Source organism: Moraxella sp. CTOTU47915 (assembly GCF_031986685.1).
Lineage (GTDB): Bacteria > Pseudomonadota > Gammaproteobacteria > Pseudomonadales > Moraxellaceae > Faucicola > Faucicola tetraodonis.
On the sequence record NZ_DAMAAE010000005.1, the window covers coordinates 96,121 to 115,918 of the forward strand.

Annotated in this window: 18 protein-coding genes; 7 read left to right on the forward strand and 11 right to left on the reverse strand. The window is 44.6% G+C overall.

The annotated features are described in order from the left end of the window. Window positions 1-95 precede the first annotated feature (95 nt). Complete coding sequence (gene dtd, locus RTL34_RS05695) at window positions 96-548, reverse strand: D-aminoacyl-tRNA deacylase (RefSeq protein ID WP_312115350.1); 453 nt, start codon at window positions 546-548, stop codon at window positions 96-98. A 151-nt stretch (window positions 549-699) separates the two neighbouring features. Between dtd and asd the strand changes: the two genes are divergently transcribed. Together asd and RTL34_RS05705 are read left to right on the forward strand one after the other, a co-directional pair. Further along, window positions 700-1,533, forward strand: a complete 834-nt coding sequence (gene asd / locus RTL34_RS05700; RefSeq protein WP_239743431.1) for an archaetidylserine decarboxylase — start codon at window positions 700-702, stop codon at window positions 1,531-1,533. Between the two features lie 197 nt (window positions 1,534-1,730). Further along, entirely contained in the window at window positions 1,731-2,972 is a 1,242-nt protein-coding gene (locus tag RTL34_RS05705) for a multidrug effflux MFS transporter (protein ID WP_312115355.1), read from the forward strand. Between the two features lie 3 nt (window positions 2,973-2,975). Here RTL34_RS05705 and RTL34_RS05710 read toward each other — a convergent pair whose 3' ends face one another. Together RTL34_RS05710 and rlmH are read right to left on the reverse strand one after the other, a co-directional pair. After that, window positions 2,976-3,800 carry a DODA-type extradiol aromatic ring-opening family dioxygenase gene (locus RTL34_RS05710; protein WP_312115358.1) on the reverse strand — a complete coding sequence of 275 codons (825 nt, stop codon included), beginning with the start codon at window positions 3,798-3,800 and terminating at the stop codon, window positions 2,976-2,978. 157 nt (window positions 3,801-3,957) lie between these two features. Continuing rightward, window positions 3,958-4,464: a 23S rRNA (pseudouridine(1915)-N(3))-methyltransferase RlmH gene (gene rlmH, locus RTL34_RS05715; protein ID WP_312115360.1), complete on the reverse strand. Its 507-nt coding sequence runs from the start codon at window positions 4,462-4,464 to the stop codon at window positions 3,958-3,960. Between the two features lie 371 nt (window positions 4,465-4,835). On the opposite strand from rlmH, the gene rnr reads away from it, so the two are divergent. Beyond that, window positions 4,836-7,232 carry a ribonuclease R gene (gene rnr / locus RTL34_RS05720; protein WP_312115362.1) on the forward strand — a complete coding sequence of 799 codons (2,397 nt, stop codon included), beginning with the start codon at window positions 4,836-4,838 and terminating at the stop codon, window positions 7,230-7,232. Between the two features lie 168 nt (window positions 7,233-7,400). Here the strand turns inward: rnr and RTL34_RS05725 are convergent, their stop codons facing one another. Beyond that, the gene (locus tag RTL34_RS05725) at window positions 7,401-7,673 is read right to left on the reverse strand and encodes a hypothetical protein (protein ID WP_065253815.1); all 273 of its coding nucleotides are present in this window, start codon (window positions 7,671-7,673) and stop codon (window positions 7,401-7,403) included. Window positions 7,674-7,861: 188 nt separating this feature from the next. Then, window positions 7,862-8,650 (reverse strand): endonuclease/exonuclease/phosphatase family protein, encoded by a 789-nt coding sequence (locus RTL34_RS05730; protein WP_284035078.1) that lies wholly within the window; start codon window positions 8,648-8,650, stop codon window positions 7,862-7,864. 284 nt (window positions 8,651-8,934) lie between these two features. Here RTL34_RS05730 and RTL34_RS05735 point away from each other — a divergent pair, with 284 nt between their 5' ends. The 4 genes from RTL34_RS05735 to RTL34_RS05750 all read left to right on the forward strand — a co-directional run bounded on the left by RTL34_RS05735 (window position 8,935) and on the right by RTL34_RS05750 (window position 13,417). Beyond that, a complete protein-coding gene (locus tag RTL34_RS05735) occupies window positions 8,935-11,145 on the forward strand; it encodes a M3 family metallopeptidase (protein ID WP_312115365.1) in 2,211 nt (736 codons plus the stop codon). Between the two features lie 39 nt (window positions 11,146-11,184). Beyond that, entirely contained in the window at window positions 11,185-11,436 is a 252-nt protein-coding gene (locus RTL34_RS05740; protein WP_076775884.1) for a YheV family putative metal-binding protein, read from the forward strand. A 204-nt stretch (window positions 11,437-11,640) separates the two neighbouring features. Further along, entirely contained in the window at window positions 11,641-12,852 is a 1,212-nt protein-coding gene (locus RTL34_RS05745) for a hypothetical protein (protein ID WP_312115369.1), read from the forward strand. A 64-nt stretch (window positions 12,853-12,916) separates the two neighbouring features. Beyond that, window positions 12,917-13,417 (forward strand): hypothetical protein, encoded by a 501-nt coding sequence (locus RTL34_RS05750; RefSeq protein ID WP_076775880.1) that lies wholly within the window; start codon window positions 12,917-12,919, stop codon window positions 13,415-13,417. Between the two features lie 246 nt (window positions 13,418-13,663). Here the strand turns inward: RTL34_RS05750 and pnp are convergent, their stop codons facing one another. The 6 genes from pnp to RTL34_RS05780 all read right to left on the reverse strand — a co-directional run bounded on the left by pnp (window position 13,664) and on the right by RTL34_RS05780 (window position 19,797). After that, entirely contained in the window at window positions 13,664-15,805 is a 2,142-nt protein-coding gene (gene pnp / locus RTL34_RS05755) for a polyribonucleotide nucleotidyltransferase (protein WP_312115371.1), read from the reverse strand. 397 nt (window positions 15,806-16,202) lie between these two features. Beyond that, complete coding sequence (gene rpsO / locus RTL34_RS05760) at window positions 16,203-16,472, reverse strand: 30S ribosomal protein S15 (RefSeq protein ID WP_040403110.1); 270 nt, start codon at window positions 16,470-16,472, stop codon at window positions 16,203-16,205. Window positions 16,473-16,680: 208 nt separating this feature from the next. Next, complete coding sequence (locus tag RTL34_RS05765) at window positions 16,681-16,866, reverse strand: hypothetical protein (protein WP_096489435.1); 186 nt, start codon at window positions 16,864-16,866, stop codon at window positions 16,681-16,683. Window positions 16,867-16,891: 25 nt separating this feature from the next. Beyond that, complete coding sequence (locus RTL34_RS05770) at window positions 16,892-17,422, reverse strand: type 1 glutamine amidotransferase domain-containing protein (RefSeq protein WP_007115088.1); 531 nt, start codon at window positions 17,420-17,422, stop codon at window positions 16,892-16,894. Between the two features lie 378 nt (window positions 17,423-17,800). Continuing rightward, window positions 17,801-18,760: a tRNA pseudouridine(55) synthase TruB gene (gene truB / locus RTL34_RS05775; RefSeq protein WP_312115376.1), complete on the reverse strand. Its 960-nt coding sequence runs from the start codon at window positions 18,758-18,760 to the stop codon at window positions 17,801-17,803. A gap of 20 nt (window positions 18,761-18,780) precedes the next feature. Continuing rightward, a complete protein-coding gene (locus RTL34_RS05780) occupies window positions 18,781-19,797 on the reverse strand; it encodes an Lnb N-terminal periplasmic domain-containing protein (RefSeq protein ID WP_312115378.1) in 1,017 nt (338 codons plus the stop codon). Between the last annotated feature and the right edge of the window lies 1 nt (window position 19,798).

Here is a 19,798-nt window from a genome sequence, read left to right on the forward strand (position 1 = left end):
AAAAAATGACAACGATAAGCTTTTAGGACTTTTATTTGTGGTGTTGTAAGAAATTCGGCGTTTCACTCAATTTTTGGTACTTAACACGGGTCGTATCACAGTTCAAAAATAAAATTTATTGGACCATCGTTGCAACTGCTGACTTGCATATCTGCACCAAATTCGCCTGTTTGCACAGCCGCATATTGCGTCTTGGTATACGCTACTATTTCGGCAAACAAAGCTTTGGCAATGTCGGGCGCCATCGCGGGCTTAAAATCAGGACGTCTACCCGATTGGGTATTGGCAAGGAGGGTAAACTGCGACACCAACAGTAAGCCGCCATTAACCTCTTGCACATTTTTATCCATTTTGCCTTGCTCATTTTCAAATACGCGATAGGTGAGGATTTTATCAATCATTTTTTGCCCCATCGCAAGCGTATCATCATGCCCAAGGCCAAGGTAAACAAGTACGCCGTGTGCAATCTCGCCGACGATTTGTTGTTGGTGAGGCGCTTGGTTAACTGCTACTTTGGCAAATTTCACCCGTTGTAGTACTGCTTTCATGATTTTTCTTATCCGTCAGTTTGAGCGTAAGCGTCTTAACTTAACAGCTAGCTTGTCGCTTAACTCGTAGCCCAGTGTTTAATATACCGTGATTCTAAGGGGGATTTTGATTATAATAAGCCAACTTTAAAATGCCAATCTCGAGTAACTTATGACCTTGTTTACGACGTTACAATCGCTTGTCCCACAACAAAAAATCAGTGAAATCGCAGGTCGCCTTGCCCAAAGCCGTCATCCGATGGTGAAAAAAACCTTTATTCGTACCTTTGCTTCGGTGTATGGCATCAAGCTAGAGGAATATGCGCGCGGTAGCTTTTCTCAGTATGACAGTTTTAATGATTTTTTTACTCGTGAGCTCAAAGACGGCGCGCGCAAGATTGATGATGACTCAGATGCGCTGATCTGTCCTGCAGATGGCATGATATCGCAATTGGGGCAAATCGATAAAGACCAAATCCTGCAAGCCAAAGGCAAATCGTATGAAGTCGGGCAATTGCTCGCGGATTATGAACTTGGCAAAGCCATGCAAGAGGGGAGTTTTGTCACCGTGTATTTGGCACCAACCAATTATCACCGCGTGCATATGCCGTTTGACGGTACTTTGGTAGAAACCATCTATGTGCCAGGACAGCTATTCTCGGTGAATAACGAGACCGCTGAAAACATTACCGATTTGTTTGCCCGTAATGAGCGCTGCGTGTGTGTGTTTGATACCGAATTTGGTAAAGCTTGCGTTGTGCTAGTCGGGGCGATGATTGTAGCAGGGATTGAAACAGTGGCCACAGGCAAAATCAAACGTAGCGATCGCGTGCAGCGTCAAACCCATCACATGACGCTGAAAAAAGGCGATGAACTTGGGCGGTTTTATTTGGGCTCAACGGCGATTGTGGTATTACCAAAATCAGCGGGCATGGCTTGGGGTGCAGGTCTTTATAATTCAGTGCCTGTGACAATGGGTCAACGTTTGGGTACTTTTTTGCAGTAAGCTGTCAAGGTATTCGCTAAAAAAGGCAGCAAAGGCTGCCTTTTTTATGCTGTGTTTTAGCCAATCTGCATGGTTGATTGCTCACATAAACTAAACGATAACGAAAAATATTTTAGGAAAATTTGTTTATAATAGCCGACTTATGATTTTTGCCTGCTTTTTTATTTAGACACGCTTTTTTATTTAAATTGATCACTATGAACCTACCGCCAACACCGCACCCTCAACCATCGCACGAGTTAGACTATCCGACAGTTTGGATTATGATTTTGGGGTTGATTATTGCTATCGGTCCGCTGTCGATTGATATGTATTTGCCGGCTTTGCCCAGTATGGCAAAAGATTTTGGCGTAGCAACGGCTTTTATGTCCAATTCGGTACCTGCCTATTTTGTGGGATTGGTGGTCGGGCAGTTGTTTTATGGTCCGATTTCGGATCGGATTGGGCGCATCAAGCCCTTGTATGTGGGCATGGTACTGTATGTGATTGCTTCGGTGATGTGCGCCACCACTACCAATGAATACGTGTTGTTTGTCTCACGAACGCTGCAGGCGTTGGGCGCGTGTGTGGGAACGGTGGTGTCGCGAGCGATGATTCGTGACCGCTTGCATCCCAAGCAAATGGCAAAGGCATTTTCGCTGATGGTCCTAGTGATGGGGATTGCGCCGATTTTGGCACCAAGCCTAGGGTCGTTGCTGTTAAAAGTCGCCAGTTGGCGGGTGATTTTTTGGTTTTTGGCGGGGTTTGGTATTTTAAATATCGTGCTGACCCGGCTGTTTTTGCATGAAACCTTGACCGATGAGTTTCGCAACAACCGTCCGATGAATGACGTGCTCAGTCAATACTGGGATTTGCTCAAAGATACCCAGTTTAATTATCCTGCGATTGGCGCAGGGCTGCTGATGGGTTCGATGTTTGTGTATATCAGCGCGGCACCTGAGCTAATTATGGAAGGATATGGGGTGACGCCGCAGCATTTTAGCTGGATTTTTGGCATGAATGCGGCAGGTTTTATTGGGTTGACACAGGTCAACCAATGGCTGGTGAACCGTTATCGTCTAGTCAGCTTGCTGAGATTTGGGGCGGTGATGCAAGTAATCGCGGCGGCATGTTTGATGCTGCTAGGTTTGGTATTTGGCACGCAAGCTTGGCTGCCGTTGGTGCTCGCCAGCATTTTTTGTTGTATTGCAGGGTTAGGGCTCACCCAGCCCAATTCAGGTGCCATTGCTTTGGCATTTCAAAAACGCCGCGCGGGCATGGCGAGTGCCTTGCAAGGCTCACTCAACTTTGTCGTCGGTATTTTTGGCGGCTTAGTATTAAATATCCTGCCCTTTAATCCCGTTGCCAAGCTAGGTATTACCATGTTTATGCTCATGACTATCGGCGCATTTTTGGTATTTCAAATCGACAAAAATCTCGATGTGGCGGATGTGGACTAAGGGTTAGTCAAACCGATACACATCCATACCCAAACTAAAATGGGCAAAACTTTCATGCACGATGCTCATCTTTGAGCCTGCGCCTGCCGCAAAAAATAACGGCAATAAATGTTCAGGGGTGGGGTGATTGTGATGGGCAAATGGATGTGACCGCCAATCTAAAGCCGTTGGCATATGTTGTTTGAGTTGATGAATCAACCAATATTTAAATTCACGTGCCTCCGCATCCACCTCACCGCTATCAAACTGTACCTGCGCCAAATTATGGGTGACACTGCCAGAGCCGATGAGTAATACTTGCTCTGCCCGCAGCGGTGCCAATAAAGCCCCCAACTGAAAACACGCATAACTATCAAAATGCTGCGGTAGCGAAAGCTGCACAATCGGCACATCTGCCTGCGGATACAAATGCACCAGTGGCGACCATACCCCATGGTCAAACGGACGCAGTCGATTGACCGATGTGCTAACGCCCAAAGCCTGCAATTGCTGTGCCAGATGCTCAGCAATCAGGCTGTCGCCTTTGACAGGATAATCGATGGTATACAGCGCTTTTTGAAAGCCGCTAAAATCATGCCAAGTAGCGGGCGCCGCATTGCCATTGATTTCTAGATGCTGGCTTTGCCAATGCGCAGAGATGATGATAATCAAGCGTGGTTTTGGCAGATTTTGCCCAAATTTATTGAGCGCTTGGGTAGTGCGGTTGTTTTCGATAGCAATCGTCGGCGCCCCATGTGAAATAAACAGACTGGGCAAGGTATAAAGCGGGTACGGTGTTTGGGGTAAAAATGGCTGCAGGCTGATTGGTTGTTTTTCGGTTTTTTCCATCAATTTTCTTAAAGTTGCAGTGATAAATAGAAATGATAACGAATTAATAAGGATTAACTAAAAAGGATTAATAGGTTAAGTAAGGGAAAAATTCGCAAAAACAAGCCATGTCAGCGATTTCATACATAATCAAACATAACAGGTTGACTGGAAAAACTTAAAAATAATCACCGCGATGATACGGATGATGATGGATAATGGTCATAGCGCGGTACAGCTGCTCCATCAGTAGCACACGCACGAGTGGATGCGGCAAGGTGAGATTGGACAGCGACCATTTGAATGTCGCATGGGCTAAAACCTCTTTTGAAATGCCATCAGCACCCCCAATCACAAACGCCATGTCATCACCCAACTGCATGGCTTCGCCAACTTTAGCCGCTAAATCTTCGGTTGATAGATTTTTACCGCGGACGTCTAGGCAAATCAGCTGCTCGCGTTTGCCTGCTGAATTTTTGGCTTGGTGCGCTTGCAGAATTAGTCCGCCTTCGGTGATGGCATATTTTTCAAGTTCGGCAGACGAGGGGTTTTTGGTACGTTTGCAGGCGGGGATTTCAACGATTTCGGTGCTGAGCATGGGCTGAATACGTTTATAATAGTCGTCAAATCCCGTCTGCACCCAAGCTGGCATTTTTTGTCCAACGGCTAAAATTCTTGCTTTCATGGGTTCCCCTTTGTTATCTTTTGACCAATCTATGTCGCTGTCTATGTCACTGTGGTGATTCACCGTTAGCCATTAAACACTCATTATCGAAGCCAACTATATTTTCGCTATCGAAGTCAGCTATATTAAAGCTTACTTAAAACTTAAAATAAACCATTTAAAAACCAACCATTTAAAAACGCTTGCAACGCACCCATATACAATGCAATAAAGCCTAAATCAACCTAAGCTGAGCTAAGGCCTGAACTAAAACTAAGCTGAGCAACAAAATTTTAACATGATTTTATCGCTGTGATGGATAATACTTCCCCTAGCATTTAACGAAGGTGATAAAATAATTTGCATGACAAAGTTTAAATGACAAATTTTAAATGATAAGAAAAGACGACAACAATATGAAAAATTGGCAAGACCCCAATGCCGCTGTTGAAGCAGCCAACTATGACAACCCGATTCCAAGCCGTGTACTGATTTTACAAACCCTACTTGAGCGCGGACAAGCTACCCAACACGAGCTTGCGACGATTTTTGATTTGGATGACGATGAGTACGACGCACTGGGCAACCGCTTAAAAGCTATGCTGCGGGATGGACAATTAAGCCGTGATGCCGACGGCGGCAATCCTTATATTTATCGCCCATTGACTGAGAACGATGCCGTAACTGGCGTGGTCGCTGCCCATGCCAAAGGCTTTGGCTTTGTCGTGCTTGATGATATGCCGGATTTGTTTTTGAATGAAACTGAAATGCGCTGGGTATTTCATGGCGATAAAGTAAAAGCCATCGCTACTAGTACCGACAACCGTGGTCGTATGATGGGTCGTGTGTTGTCAGTGGTATCCCATGCCCAGCTACAATATATTGGTAAACTTGCAAAAGATGACGATGGTTACTTTGTAGAACTGATTAGCCCAAACAATCATCAACCGATTACGGTGACGGAAGAAAACGTCGAAGCGCTACAACTCAAAATGGGTGACCCCGTCAAAGTCGATATCATTGACTATCCCACCCAACATGAATATGCGACGGGGAAAATTACTGAAAGCTTGGTCGATGATAACGAGCGTGAATTGATTATCAAAACTACGCTGCTAAATTACGATATTCCCCATGAGTTTAGCCCAAAAGTCATGCAGCAAGTCGATGCATACAAAGAGCCGACAGAAAAAGACTATCAAGACCGTATCGACTTACGGGCGTTGCCGCTAGTCACCATTGATGGCGAAGACTCGCGCGACTTTGATGATGCCGTCTATGCCGAAAAACGTCGTGGCGGTGGCTACCGCTTGGTCGTCGCGATTGCCGATGTCAGTCATTATGTGACTGCCAACTCAGTACTTGATCAAGAAGCCTATGAGCGGGGTACATCAGTTTACTTCCCGCATTTTGTGGTGCCGATGCTACCTGAAAAACTCTCCAACGGGCTTTGCTCTTTAAACCCAAGTGTTGACCGCTTGTGTATGGTAGCCGACATCATACTATCGCGTAGCGGTAACGTGACCAGCTATGAGTTTTATCCAAGCGTGATGCACTCTCAAGCGCGATTGACTTATAACCAAGTCAATGATTATTTTGCCCAAGTTCAAGGGGAAACGCCCAAAGCCGAAGTGCCAGTCACTATCACCGGTAATAAAGCGGTCAAAAAATCAATTGATGTGCTGTATGATTTGTACAAAGTGCTATTGGTCAAACGCGAACAGCGCCATGCGATGGAATTTGAAACCCAAGAGACTTATATCAAGTTTGATGAAGCCGGCAAAATCAGCGCCATTGTGGCACGGACGCGTGGTGACTCGCATAAGCTCATCGAAGAGATGATGCTACTTGCCAATACCTGCGCGGCTGAATTTTCGCTCAAGCATGAATTGCCAGTCTTGTATCGCAATCATGATACCCCGGAGGCAGAAAAAGCCGCTCGCGTCAGTGACTTTGTGAAGCATTTTGGTTTGTCATTTCCTGAAGAAAATCCGACACAGGCAGATTATCAACGTATCATTGAAGCGACACGCGAGCGCCCTGATGCGATTAGTATCCATAGTGTGCTACTGCGCTCCATGCAGCAAGCCAACTATGCAGCGACCAATATCGGGCACTTTGGGCTGGCGTATGAGGAATACAGCCACTTTACCTCACCGATTCGCCGTTATCCCGACTTGATGCTACACCGTGCCATCAAAGCGAAAGTGACGGGCAAAAAGGCGCCGCTGCCAGATTGGTCACTAGAAGATGCGGGTGAGCAGACCTCAATGACAGAGCGCCGTGCCGATGAAGCCAGCCGTTTTGTTGAGCAGTGGCTCAAAGCCCATTATATGAAAGACCATATCGGTGAAGCATTTGATGCAGTAGTTACCACAGTGACCAATTTTGGCTTGTTCGTGACTCTCACCGATTTATTCATTGATGGCTTGATTCATATCTCGCATTTGGGCGAAGATTACTTTGTATATGATGACAAGGCGCAGCAGTTATTTGGTGAAAAATCAGGACTGGTATTTGGACTGGGTGATAAAATCCGTGTCAAAGTCGCTGCCGTCAATATGGAGACCCAGCAGATTGATTTTGATTTGGTGGCACAGCTGGAAAAATCGTCATTTAATAATCGCGGTAAAGGCAAAAGTCGCGGTCAATCACAAGCGGTATCTAATTCCGTTCAATCCAATCCCAATGCGCCATCTAATCCTAATGCTCAATCTAAGCCAAGTGAGAACGTCAGGAAAGCAAAAAGCGCTAAAAATAAAAGTAACGCGCGCAACAAATCTCGTTAATGAAAAAAAGGGCAATACAATTTGCCCTTTTTTATCGTTGAGACAAATACCTGCTAAAACAAAAAACGTCTTTGACTATTTAATCTTAGCTATTTGATGTTAGCGATTTAATATTAGCCACTTGATGTCCTTTTAACCATTGTTGCTTGGCGGTGCTACAATCACTGATTATTGCGTGGTTTTCTCTGCGCTTGCCAAGTTGTTGGATGAGGTCTGAGCGGCTTGATTCAAATCTGTTGTTGCCTTATCAAGCACTTGTTTAGGCTGCTCCCCAATCGATGACGTATCGTTTGATGCTATGGCTAAGGGTGCCGAGGCGGTACTGCTATTGGCTTGATTGGATGCAATGACTTGCTGGGTACGATGTGATGATATGAGGTTAAAAATAGCGAGTGCGGTGATGCCTAATATCGCAAAAATAATGAGTAATTTTGATTGCATGAGGATTTCCAGTGTAGCGTCAATTTGGCTAACCGACGTGTAAAGCCTGACGTCTAAAGCCTGACGTCTAAAGCCTGTGGCCTAAAACGTCAAATCGGGTTTGGCTAGGACAAAAATTGACAGTCATGTCTATAAAAATTGGTAGGCTACCTTGGTGCAAAAATCATGCAAATTTAATCTTTTAATCTTTAATCTGGCAGCAGACTGACTTCGGCACTAACCGGCAAATGGTCAGAGAGATTTGACCAAGGTTGTCCCTTATGCACCCAAGCACGGTGTACTTGTAGGTTACGCACATAGATACGGTCAAGGCTTAATACCGGAAGCTTGGCAGGGAAGGTAGGCAGTAGTTTGCCATGGTGGGTCAGCACGGCTTCTTGTAAATTAAGGTCACAGCCAAGCTTTTGACAGGATAACTTTTTCCAGTCATTGAAATCGCCTGCCAATATCAGCGGCGTGGATTGGTCGATTTCGTTATTGATATACTGGCTTATCACCTCATATTGTTTTTCACGGTCATTTTCCCTTAAGTTTAGATGCGCGCAAAGCACGATAATGGGCGTATGCCAGCCTTTGGGCTGGATTTCGCAGTGCAATACACCACGCTGCTCAAGGCGGCTCACTGTGATATTGACATTGTGTTTGGGGTCGAGCGGATGGCGACTTAGTACCGCATTGCCATGATGACCGTGGTTATATTCGACGTTTTTGCCATAGCTGTTTTCAAGCTGTAGATACTCGCCAAACCATTCATGTTGGGACTGGTCGGGAAATTCATTGTATTTCACCACCCGTTTGAGATTTTGACCTTGGACTTCCTGCAAACAGATAATATCAGATTGCACTTGGTCAAGTGCAGCAGCGATGCCTTCCATTTTGACAAAACGATTGAGGGGTGACATGCCTTTATGGATGTTATAACTGGTGATGATTAGGCTGTTTTTTGGTTGTTTGGCGCCTGATACTTGGTTAGACACTATTTCGTTAGATGCTACTGGCTTAGGTGTTATTTTTTTAGGTGTTAGTGAGCGCATAATAAAATCACAGTGATAAACATGGCATTATTTTAACGTGAAATTGTACCGCTGGCTTGTTTTGACAAAAAATTGTCACAATATAATGATTGTCGACATTTATGTCGCAAAGCTGTGTAGCAAAATGGGGTAGCTTTGCCAAGCGTTGCGGTTTTTATGCTAAAATTTTGGGCAATGACGACTTTTACTCTCAATCATCAACGAGCGATAAAAAATTGGAAAACAGTATGATCAACGATGTAGAAAATCCGACAGAAAATTTGCACCTTGTTGAATTTAATCAATTAGCGCTTGAGCGACTCAAAACGGCAATCGATGAGGCGTTGGCGAATGGACATGCGTTTTTGACTATGCTTGATGATGAAGCCGACCTCGATAACAAAGCTGGGCAAGCTAATAGTCAAGTTAACGATGCACACCTCAGCAGCCAACAAGCGCTCAATGATATCATCGCCTTTGACCATGTGAATTTGGCATTAGACCGCAGTTGGGGCTTGCTATCGCACTTAAATAGCGTGATCAGTGATGAGCCAATCCGTGAGCTGCATCATGCACTATTGCCCGCACTTTCTGCCTACGGCACGGCGGTTGGTCAACATCTACCGCTGTATCAACGCTATCAGCGTGTGGTGAGCGATCAGTCATTTTTTGCGCGTTTAGAGCCGGCGAGACAACGCTCGTTGACCTTGGCGCTACAAAGTTTTGAATTATCCGGTGTGGGTTTAGCGGAGGCACAAAAACAGCAATTTGCCACCCTTGCCAGCGAGTTATCTACGCTATCGGCTAAATTCTCCGATAACGTGCTCGATGCTACCCAAAGCTACTTTTTACCGTTAAGTGAATCGCAACTAGCAGGACTGCCTGAATCTGCGCTTGCCATGCTTGCAGATGCGGGTAACCGATATACAGAAAAATTCCCGGAGCAAGTATTAGCAACGCCGTATGTGGCGACACTTGATATCCCAGTCTATCTTGCGGTGATGACCTATGCCGATGACCGCGAGTTACGCGAAACCTTGTATCGGGCGTATGTCACCCGTGCCTCTGAATTGTCAGCGCAGCCAGAATTTAACAATGCCGATATCATGACGGATATCTTGGCAAAACGCGCACAAAAAGCCCAGTTATTGGGCTATGACAATTTTGCTGAATTATCACTTGCCACCAAAATGGCGGACAATGTCGACACTGTAGAGCAGTTTTTACGGGATTTGGCAGACAAAGCACGACCCTTTGCCATGCAAGATTTAAAACAGCTGCAGGTTGAAGGTTTGGCGTTTGGCATCGGTGATGATGGCGATGAGGTGCGACCTTGGGACACCGCATATCTGGCAGAAAAAGTTAAACAACGTCAATTTAATCTATCGCAAGAACAAGTGCGTCCGTACTTCCCAGTGCCGACAGTCATCGCAGGCTTATTTGAGATTGTGCAAAAACTGTATGGCATTCAGATTGAAGATAAAACTGCAAGCACGCAGCGCTGGCATGATGACGTGCGTTTTTATCAAGTTTTTGATGAACATCAGCAGCTTATCGGTGGTTTTTATTTTGATTTATATGCCCGTCCTGGCAAACGCGGTGGCGCATGGATGAGTGGCTTTCAAGCGCGTTATCAACACGATGATAGCGGTTATCAGCAGTTACCCGTTTGTTTTATGGTGGCAAACTTTACCCCTGCGCCAACGGGTGCACAGCGCGGCAAACCCAGCTTATTAACCCATGATGAAGTGTTAACCCTCTTTCATGAGTTTGGACATGGGCTGCATCATCTGCTCACTGAAGTGAATGTTGGCGATGTGGCAGGCGTGAATGGCGTCGAATGGGATGCAGTTGAGCTACCCAGTCAGTTTATGGAAAACTGGGCATGGCACCCTGAAGGGATTGCATTAATTAGCCGTCATGTCGATACCGGCGAAACATTGCCAAAGAGCATGCTACAAAGTATGCTCGCTGCCAAAAATTTCCAAAGCGGCATGCAAACCCTGCGCCAGCTAGAGTTTGCGTTATTTGATTTGTTATTGCATGCCAAAACCCCAGCACCCGACTATCCCCAGTTATTGGCGTTACTTGATAGCGTGCGTGCCGATGTGTCGATTATGCCGACCGCCAGTTATAACCGTTTTGCCAATGGCTTTAGCCACATTTTCGCAGGAGGCTATGCGGCAGGGTATTATTCTTACAAATGGGCAGAACTGTTGTCAGCCGATGCGTTTAGCAAGTTTGAAGAGACCAGTATTTTTGATAAAAACGCTGGCAAATCCTTCCGTGATAACATTTTAGCCAAAGGCGGTAGCCAATCTGCAAAAGCCAACTTTGAGGCATTTCGCGGTCGTGAAGCCCGTATTGATGCGCTGTTACGTCACTCGGGATTTTTAACCAGTAGCTATGATGAACTGCTGAGCGATGACACAGATAACGCTAACACCCAAGCTTGGTAACACGGTTGTCAAAATACAAGCTAGTAAAAAGAAGAAACTATGAGATATCAATCCAATCGCCCCAAACGTCAATTTCTAGCAGGGGTGGCATGCCCAAGCTGCAAAGCAATGGATAAAGTTGTTCAAATTCAGCTATATCAGCCCGAGTATGATGAGTATATCGAGTGTACGGCATGTGGTTATAGCGAGCGTCGCCCAACACCCGATGAGATCGTTGACATTCAGCAATCCAATCATCAGGAAACTGTTCATTATGGCGAAGATAGCGCGGGTATTGTTAGGTTTAAATAAGCCAAGTTGAAGCGCCTGTCATACAATTAGGGTGGTCAAAATAGGTTTTTGTGCTAAACGTTGTTATTTTTGACTGGGGTTTGTTATAGTAACAAGCAAACGAATGTACACCATCATTTTAATGTCAGCTTGGCATATACATCGCTAGCATGAAACCGTACGGACATCTGACCCGCCCGACATGGATAGGGATATTGACCCAACATGAAATTATTTAGCCTAAAAAAAGACAATGACTCTACAGCCCCGACTAGCAAAGATGTCAATCCATCATCACCGCTGGCTGAAAATCCAACGACCGGCGTGTCAGATAATCCGTTGCAGCTTGATACAACTCAGGCGCCGATGCAAGCGACTAACTACTCAGACAGATCTCCAAAAACGACAGCAATCACAAATGCGTTTTCGCTAGATAGCATTGATTTAAACCAGTTGGAAGATGAATTACTTCATGGCAAAACGGACTATACAGCAGATAACACAAAAGCGGCTGATACCCTCGCACCCAAAAAGCTGAGTTTTGATGATTTTGATTTGGATGAGCTACCCAGCGATGTTGAACCCAATATCACTGTGAATATCGAAGACGCTGTCAATACAGCGACAGTGTCACAGCCCGTACCGTCACAGACAACCGATAACGCGCTGATATTTGATATTGATAACCTACCGTTAGCAGCTAAGTCAGACCCAGACCTAAACCTAAGTCTACAATCAGACAGTCATAGCGCGCAACCACAGCCCATTGCATCGCAAAGTAGTGATGAAAATAGTGATAAAAAAATTATCGAGACTATTGAGACTATCGAAACTATCGAAACTATCGAGACGACGCCACCCGTTCTATTAACCAAAACAAAACCCGAAAGTAAAGCAGTTATCGACCAGACAGCAAACCCATTTTTAAGACCGCCAAGTCAACCACTAGCGAAACGGACGTTAAAAAACCGCAATCAACTTGGGTTGCTAGTGGGTGCAGGGTTGGCACTGGCTACCTTGGCATGGTTTTTTATGGGGCAGTCAAGCGAGCCCAACAAATCCACCGCGCAGTCACAGAAACAGACACAGACGCAGACCCAAGTAAACGCAACACCCAAAACTGCAGCGCCTATAGTAAAACCACAAGCTAGCGCTAGCTTACCTGCCGCGTCAACCGTCGCAGTGGATGCTAACTCTAGCTCAGCCCATGCGACCGCAGCGCTACCGACAATCACGCCAGAAGAAATTCTTGCGCCGACACTACCTGAAGATTCGGCGATTGCCAAAGAAGAGCTGAGTCGATTGTCAGAGCAGAGCGCGCAGCTAAAAGAGCAAGAAGCCATGATGCAAGACCAGCTGCGTATGATGAATGAGCTGAGTAGTAAAAAAGAAGAGCGTATCCAGCTGCTAGAACAGCAAGTTGCACAGCTTGAATAGCAAAAAGTCGCCAACAAATAACCATCCACAAATAATAATCAATAAATAACTGGAACGCTAAGTAGTGCTGACCCAAGTCGATAAAAAAACCTTGTTTCAAGACCGCTATCAAGCGCTCATTATGCCCGTCCCGGTGTCAGGTATTTTTCGTCAGCGCGCCTTACTTAAGTACCAATCGCTGTATCCTGAGCATTACACCGTTTACAAGCAAGCTTGTGAGCGTTCGCAGCTGTTACTCGGTGATGTGTTACAGTTTACGCCGCAGCGTGATTTGGCGGGTATGGCAGTCGGTGGAGCGTTGTCAAAGCCACAGTTCATCGTGGATATGGCAATCACAGAATTTGCCGAAAATCCGCCGCATGTTGAGTATATCGTATCAGCATTACAAAAGTTAGAGAAAATTATGTTTGATTGGGGACGGTATCAAGGTATTCGCCGTGTGGCGGTGCTTGCCAGTGATGAATTGCTTGTGCCAAATGATATGTCTTTTGATGACGATATTTTGCCATTAATGGAAAAATACCTTCAGCCTGTTAGTAGTTTGAATGTGCTGGTTTATCGTTAGCTCTATTAGTTTAAATAGTTTTCAATGGTTAAGATTTTATCGAGGGCTACTCAGTGATTCATTGTCGTTATCGGCATATTGCAAGTAGTAAAATGTCAACGCGCTCAAAACCTTCTCGTAATCGGGCATTTTTTCTAATTACTGTAATGATGTTTTTATAGCGTTTGCCAAAATTTATCCCAAAAAAAACCGCTTTACCTTACGATAAAGCGGTTTTTAATTTTTGATAGCTACATTTTAATAAAACTATTCAGCCGCTGGCGTTTCAGTATCAGCAGATTCAGTTGACGCGATGGTTTGATCCACACCTTTCATGGTGAGTTTAATACGTCCACGGTTGTCTATGTCTTGAACCAGTACATTCACTATTTGACCTTCTTTTAGCACATCATTCACATTCTCGATACGCGCATCAGAGATTTGTGAGATATGCACCAGACCGTCAGTGTTAGGTAATACATTGACAAACGCACCAAACTCAACAATACGAGCCACTTTACCTGTATAAGTCTTGCCGACTTCTACTTCTGCCGTAATCGCCTCGATTTTAGCAATCGCGGCTTTGGTCGCTGCTTTGTTTTCACCAAAGATACGAATGGTACCATTATCATCAATATCAATCACTGCGCCTGTTTCTTCAGTTAATTGGCGAATGGTTGCACCACCTTTACCAATCACGTCACGGATTTTTTCAGGGTCGATATCAATCACCGCATAGTTTGGTGCATGGGCGTTGATTTCTTTACGGCTGGTTGAAATCACTTCATTCATCGCATTTAAAATATGGATACGACCCGCATGCGCTTGGTGTAGGGCTTTTTCCATAATCTCTGGCGTGATGCCTTCAATTTTGATATCCATTTGTAACGCAGTCACGCCATTGGCAGAACCCGCGACTTTAAAGTCCATATCACCTAGGTGGTCTTCATCACCCAAGATGTCAGACAGCACGGCAAAACGCTCGCCTTCTTTAACCAAACCCATTGCGATACCCGCAACCGGCGCTTTTAGTGGTACGCCGGCATCCATTAACGCCAGTGATGCGCCACAGACAGATGCCATTGATGATGAACCATTGGATTCGGTGATGTCAGATACGATACGAATCACGTATGGGAAACGGTCACTATCTGGCAGCATGGCTTGTACACCGCGGCGTGCTAGGCGACCATGACCGATTTCACGGCGTTTTGGACCGCTGTCACGACCCGTTTCGCCCACTGAGTAACTTGGGAAGTTATAATGCAGCATGAAGTGGTCTTGTTTGGTGCCCGCAAGGGTGTCAATCATGTTCACATCACGGCTGTTGCCAAGCGTGGTGGTAACGAGCGCTTGTGTTTCACCGCGGGTAAATAGCGCTGAACCATGCGTGTAAGGCAGTACGCCAACTTGGATGTCTAAGGCACGGACAGTTTGCAAGTCACGACCATCGATACGGGGTTTGCCAGACAAAATATTGTCACGGACCGTACGGTATTTTAGGGTTTCAAATAGCTCTTTGATTTGTGCCACGTTGTCGGCATAGCCTTCGGCTTCTGCGTCACCGGCTAAGGCTTCAAGCGCTTGGTTTTTGATTTCATCAAGGCGAGTATAACGGCTGGCTTTTTCGCTGATGGTATACGCTTCTGAAATCGCTGCAGCAAATTGATTTTGTAGGGCAGTTTCTAAGGCTTCATTGACGGCAGGAGCAACGAATTGGGTTTTTTGTACGCCAACTTCTTTGGCAAATTCATTGATGGCATCAATCACGACTTGTTGCTGGGCGTGACCGTATAGTACCGCGCCAAGCATTTGGTCTTCTGATAGTTCTTTGGCTTCAGATTCGACCATCAATACCGCAGATGACGTACCCGCGACCACCAAATCGAGCGAGCTTTGTTTTAGCGCTTCATGGTTTGGGTTTAGCACATATTCATCATTGATAAAACCGACACGTGCCGCACCAATCGGACCATTAAATGGCGCTGATGAAATTGCCAATGCCGCTGAAGTACCAATCATCGCTGCGATATCAGCATCTTGTTTTTTGTCTGACGAAATCACCGTGGCGGTCACTTGGATTTCGTTAAAGTAGCCTTCTGGGAACAATGGACGAATCGGGCGGTCAATGAGGCGTGAAGTCAAGGTTTCCATCTCAGATGGGCGACCTTCGCGTTTGCCATAGCCACCTGGGATTTTACCAGCAGCGTACATTTTTTCTTGGTAGTTGACGGTCAATGGAAAAAAGTTTTGACCCGCTTGCGCCTCGTCTTTTACCACAACAGCGACTAGCACAGAGACGCCGCCCATGTGCACGACCACTGAATTAGCTTGGCGTGCGATACGACCCGTTTCTAACGTAACTTGTTGATTACCATATTGGAATTCTTTAGTAATGATATTAAACATAATGCGGTTTTATCCTTAGTGTGATGAAATAGGGCGATTTAAGTTTTAGTAATAGCCCCTAACGTTTGTGTTCTTTTCAAAAAATACAAACGTTAGAAGCAATCTACCAATTCGCCTGATAGCAGCCTTAAATCAGCCTAAGTTAAAAAATACTTTGAAAAAAGTAAGTGTAAACTGCAATTGTGCAGGCACAATGCGTTGTCTATTTTACCTAGTTTTGCGGTGAATCACCACCTTTTCACTGCGCTTTAACCACTAATAGCAAACGATGGGGAATGACTAAGCTAACAGCGAGGGTAAAAGTGAAAACAAAATTGGCTAAAAATATTGAACCCATAAAAAAGCGGCTACCCAAAAGCAGCCGCTGATTGAATAAAGCGAATAACGTGCTGATAAATTAGCGACGTAAGCCTAATTCATTGATCAATGCAGTATAACGGTCTGCATCTTTACGTTTTAAGTAATCAAGTAACGTACGGCGTGAGTTAACCATACGAATCAAACCACGACGGCTGTGATGGTCAGCTTTGTGTGCTTTAAAGTGTGCTTGTAAGTCATTGATACGTGCGGTTAATAACGCCACTTGAACTTCTGGAGAACCTGTATCATTTTCAGAGCGTTGAAATTTTGCGATTACATCTGCGCGGTCTTGGTTAGTCAACATAATGTTTTCCTAGCTTTTTTAGCATAAAATGAGAAGCCTAATCAGCTAACAATCGAGTCGATTAGTGTAAAAAAATCAGGATAACCACGCTTCTCAGTAGTTAACCTTCAAAAAGGAGCATTATTTTAGCAAATATTGACCAATAAAAAAACCCTAATTTGCATTAGGGTGTTGAATTTATTAAGGCTTTTAATAAATTCAAGCTTTCAACTTACTGATTGCCCGTAGGCTGTTTGGGTGTTTCGCTATGCAGACGGTCAAGCTGCTCTTGTGGCGCGGTGGTGAGTTTATCAGAAGTCACTTCATCCGCATCATTAGGCGTAGTATCGGCAACAAATGTCGCGTCAGACGCTTTCTTGTCCATTTTTTCAATATCTGTCATGGTAGTTGGTTGCATGGCAATCTCCTTTTCTTATGCTTATTTAAGCTGATTTAGTCAATGCTTGGTCAATCGCTTCAGCAAAATCTGGAATATCTTCAGGTTGACGACTGGTAATCAAATTACCATCTATCACCACTGATTTGTCTTCAAACTGCGCACCGGCATTTTTTAGGTCAGTGGCAATGGTTTTATAAGCAGTTAATTTTTTACCACGGGCAATTTCGGTATCTGCAAAAATCCACGGGGCATGACAAATCGCTGCAACAGGTTTACCGACATTCATGAATGCTTTTACCATCGCTTGTGCATCGGTATTTGCCCGCAACACATCGGCATTGGCACCACCACCTGGTAATACAATAGCATCATAATCGGCTGCGTTGGCTTCACCAATTAATAAATCAGCGGTAAAGGTGTCAGCAGGGTCAGTATGATTGAGCCCGCGCACTTGTTTTTGTGGTTGTGTGGTAATTAAAGTGGTTTGGTGACCTTTAGCTTTAAGGAGGTCATTGGTTTGGGTATATTCAACTTGTTCAAAGTCGGTATCAAGTAAAATAGCAATCTTAGCCATGGTAATTATCCTATTATTTCATTATTTAAGTTAAAGATAGTTAAAGAAAAAAATTGTTGTTCTTATTGATTCATCTGTAAGGTTGGCGCTTTATTTTGAGATTATTATTTGATTTTTCTATTTGATTTTTAATTTATTAATTATATAAAGCTCTCTAAATAAACCGCTGTTTGCTCTTTATTAGCAAAGCTTGCTAAGAAATAAGCAAGTGAATCAACACCACTAAGAATAAATCACTGGACGGGTGAAAACTGCTAGCAAAGCGTCACGTTTTGTATCAATGCATAAAAAACGTACTCGCTTTGTGACATCACATCGCCCATTGAGTAAATTATGTGAATACAGCAAAAAATTAGCAAGATGGATAGATTTTTTGACTTACTGTGGCTGGTTTAAATTGACCAGCTTCATTGGTTGTAAACGACCATTGGGTTCAAGTAGTCCTGTACCCAAAAATTGATGCTGGGGGTCAAACAAGCGAAACATTTGATTGGCGGTTAAGATGAGATGCTGATTTAACATGGTTGTCTTGACGTTTAAGCGTTGACCCTGTCGAATGCGCTTTGATTGGCTAGCGTCTAATACTAAGCTTGGTAGTGAGTGAACGCACGCATCCACTGCTAATAGCTTATCAAACCGGGCTGCAATATCGAGCGCTGCAAAATCGGCTAAGGTGATGGCATTAGCAATCTCAAAATCACCCGTGCGTATCCGTCTAAGTGCTGTCAGGTGTCCTAGCGTACCTAGTGCTTTGGCAATATCTTCAGCGAGCACGCGCACATAAGTGCCTTTGGAGCAAGTGACGGTTAATTGCAATTGTTGATCGGATAGGGGAGTAAGTGACAGCTCATAAATAGTGAGAGGACGTGCTGCTCGCTCCACTTCAATACCTTCACGAGCTAGTTCATACAGTTTTTTGCCGTCTTTTTTGAGCGCGGAGTACATGGGCGGAACCTGCATTATCTCACCCAAAAATTGCTCAGTGACGCTTTGTAGCATCGCTTGTGTCACATTTGGCACAGGAATAGTGGCAATTATCTCACCCTCAGCATCCCCGGTATCGGTTTGCTCGCCGAGTTTAATAATGGCTTGGTAAGACTTGACCGCATCGAGTTGGTAATGGCTAAACTTGGTCGCTTCTCCCAGACAAATCGGTAGCAACCCTGTTGCCATTGGGTCAAGCGTACCGGTATGACCCGCTTTTTTACTGTCGTGCACATCAGATTTGAGCAAGTATTTAACTTTTGATACCACTTGCTGGGAGGTCATCCCTTGCGGTTTATCAATCAGTAAAACACCAGAGACGATGGATTTGGCTATTTTTGGTTGGGTCATCATGTTGTGGATTTATCAATTCATTAAAAGTCGGTTCGAATCAGCTGCGAGTAATCTGCTGCGCTAATAGGATGGTTGACAGAATATGGCTTTGACTTAGGGTTAATATGTGCGCGTTGTTGCCACTGCTGCAAGCTATAGCGGTTATCAATCAATTGCTGGTCATACAGATAACTGGGAATATAGCCTGATAACAGGATACGATAATCAAATGGCAAAGGTTGGATATCGTCAATCAGCTCATAAATTGCCGTGGTACAGTTATTTACCAATGAATTATACCATGCCGGCTGCGTTTTTAAGGACTTGGCTTTCGCTAGATACGCAAGCAGCAACGCTTGAATATGGTCTTTTGGCATATTGATGGGATAAATATAAACATCTTCATGACGGATATTACTACGGGTGTAAATAATATCTTTTTCATCGGCAGCGATAATCACCAATTCAAACTTGCGAAAAAATCCACCCAGCGTACTAAATTGTTCATTGACTTCTTTGCGAATCTCGATAGATAACGCAAGCTGCTTTCCATCACTAAACCCAAAACTCACTAGCGTATGGGCAATGGCATCGCCCATCCAATAAGAGGCAATAAAATCGACAGTTTGTAGTTTTGCCAAGTCGTATTGCCTAGTTTCCCATCGCGGCTGAAAATGGGTTTTATCTTGCCAATCAAAATTTCTAACATTGCTAATGGTGAGTGTGTTGCCATCACTGTCAAGCCGATAGTCTAACATTTGGGCAACTTCAGGGTTCCAATCCCGCTCATTGCTAGCTGACATCGAAAAAAAGCATGCAATGGCAATCGCCAGCACCGCAAAAAAAATCAATAATAAAGACTGATGAGAAAGTAGGGATGAAAATAGGGTCGGTTTGATGATACTGACCAAAACAGCAAGGGTGAAAAATACCCATACACTAATTAGTGCCAGACTGACATATCTGCCTAAGGGCTGATGCGTCCACACAAACACCCCGACCCACAGGCTTGAGAGAATAATGACGATAAACTTAATGATACCCCAAAGTAACTGCATT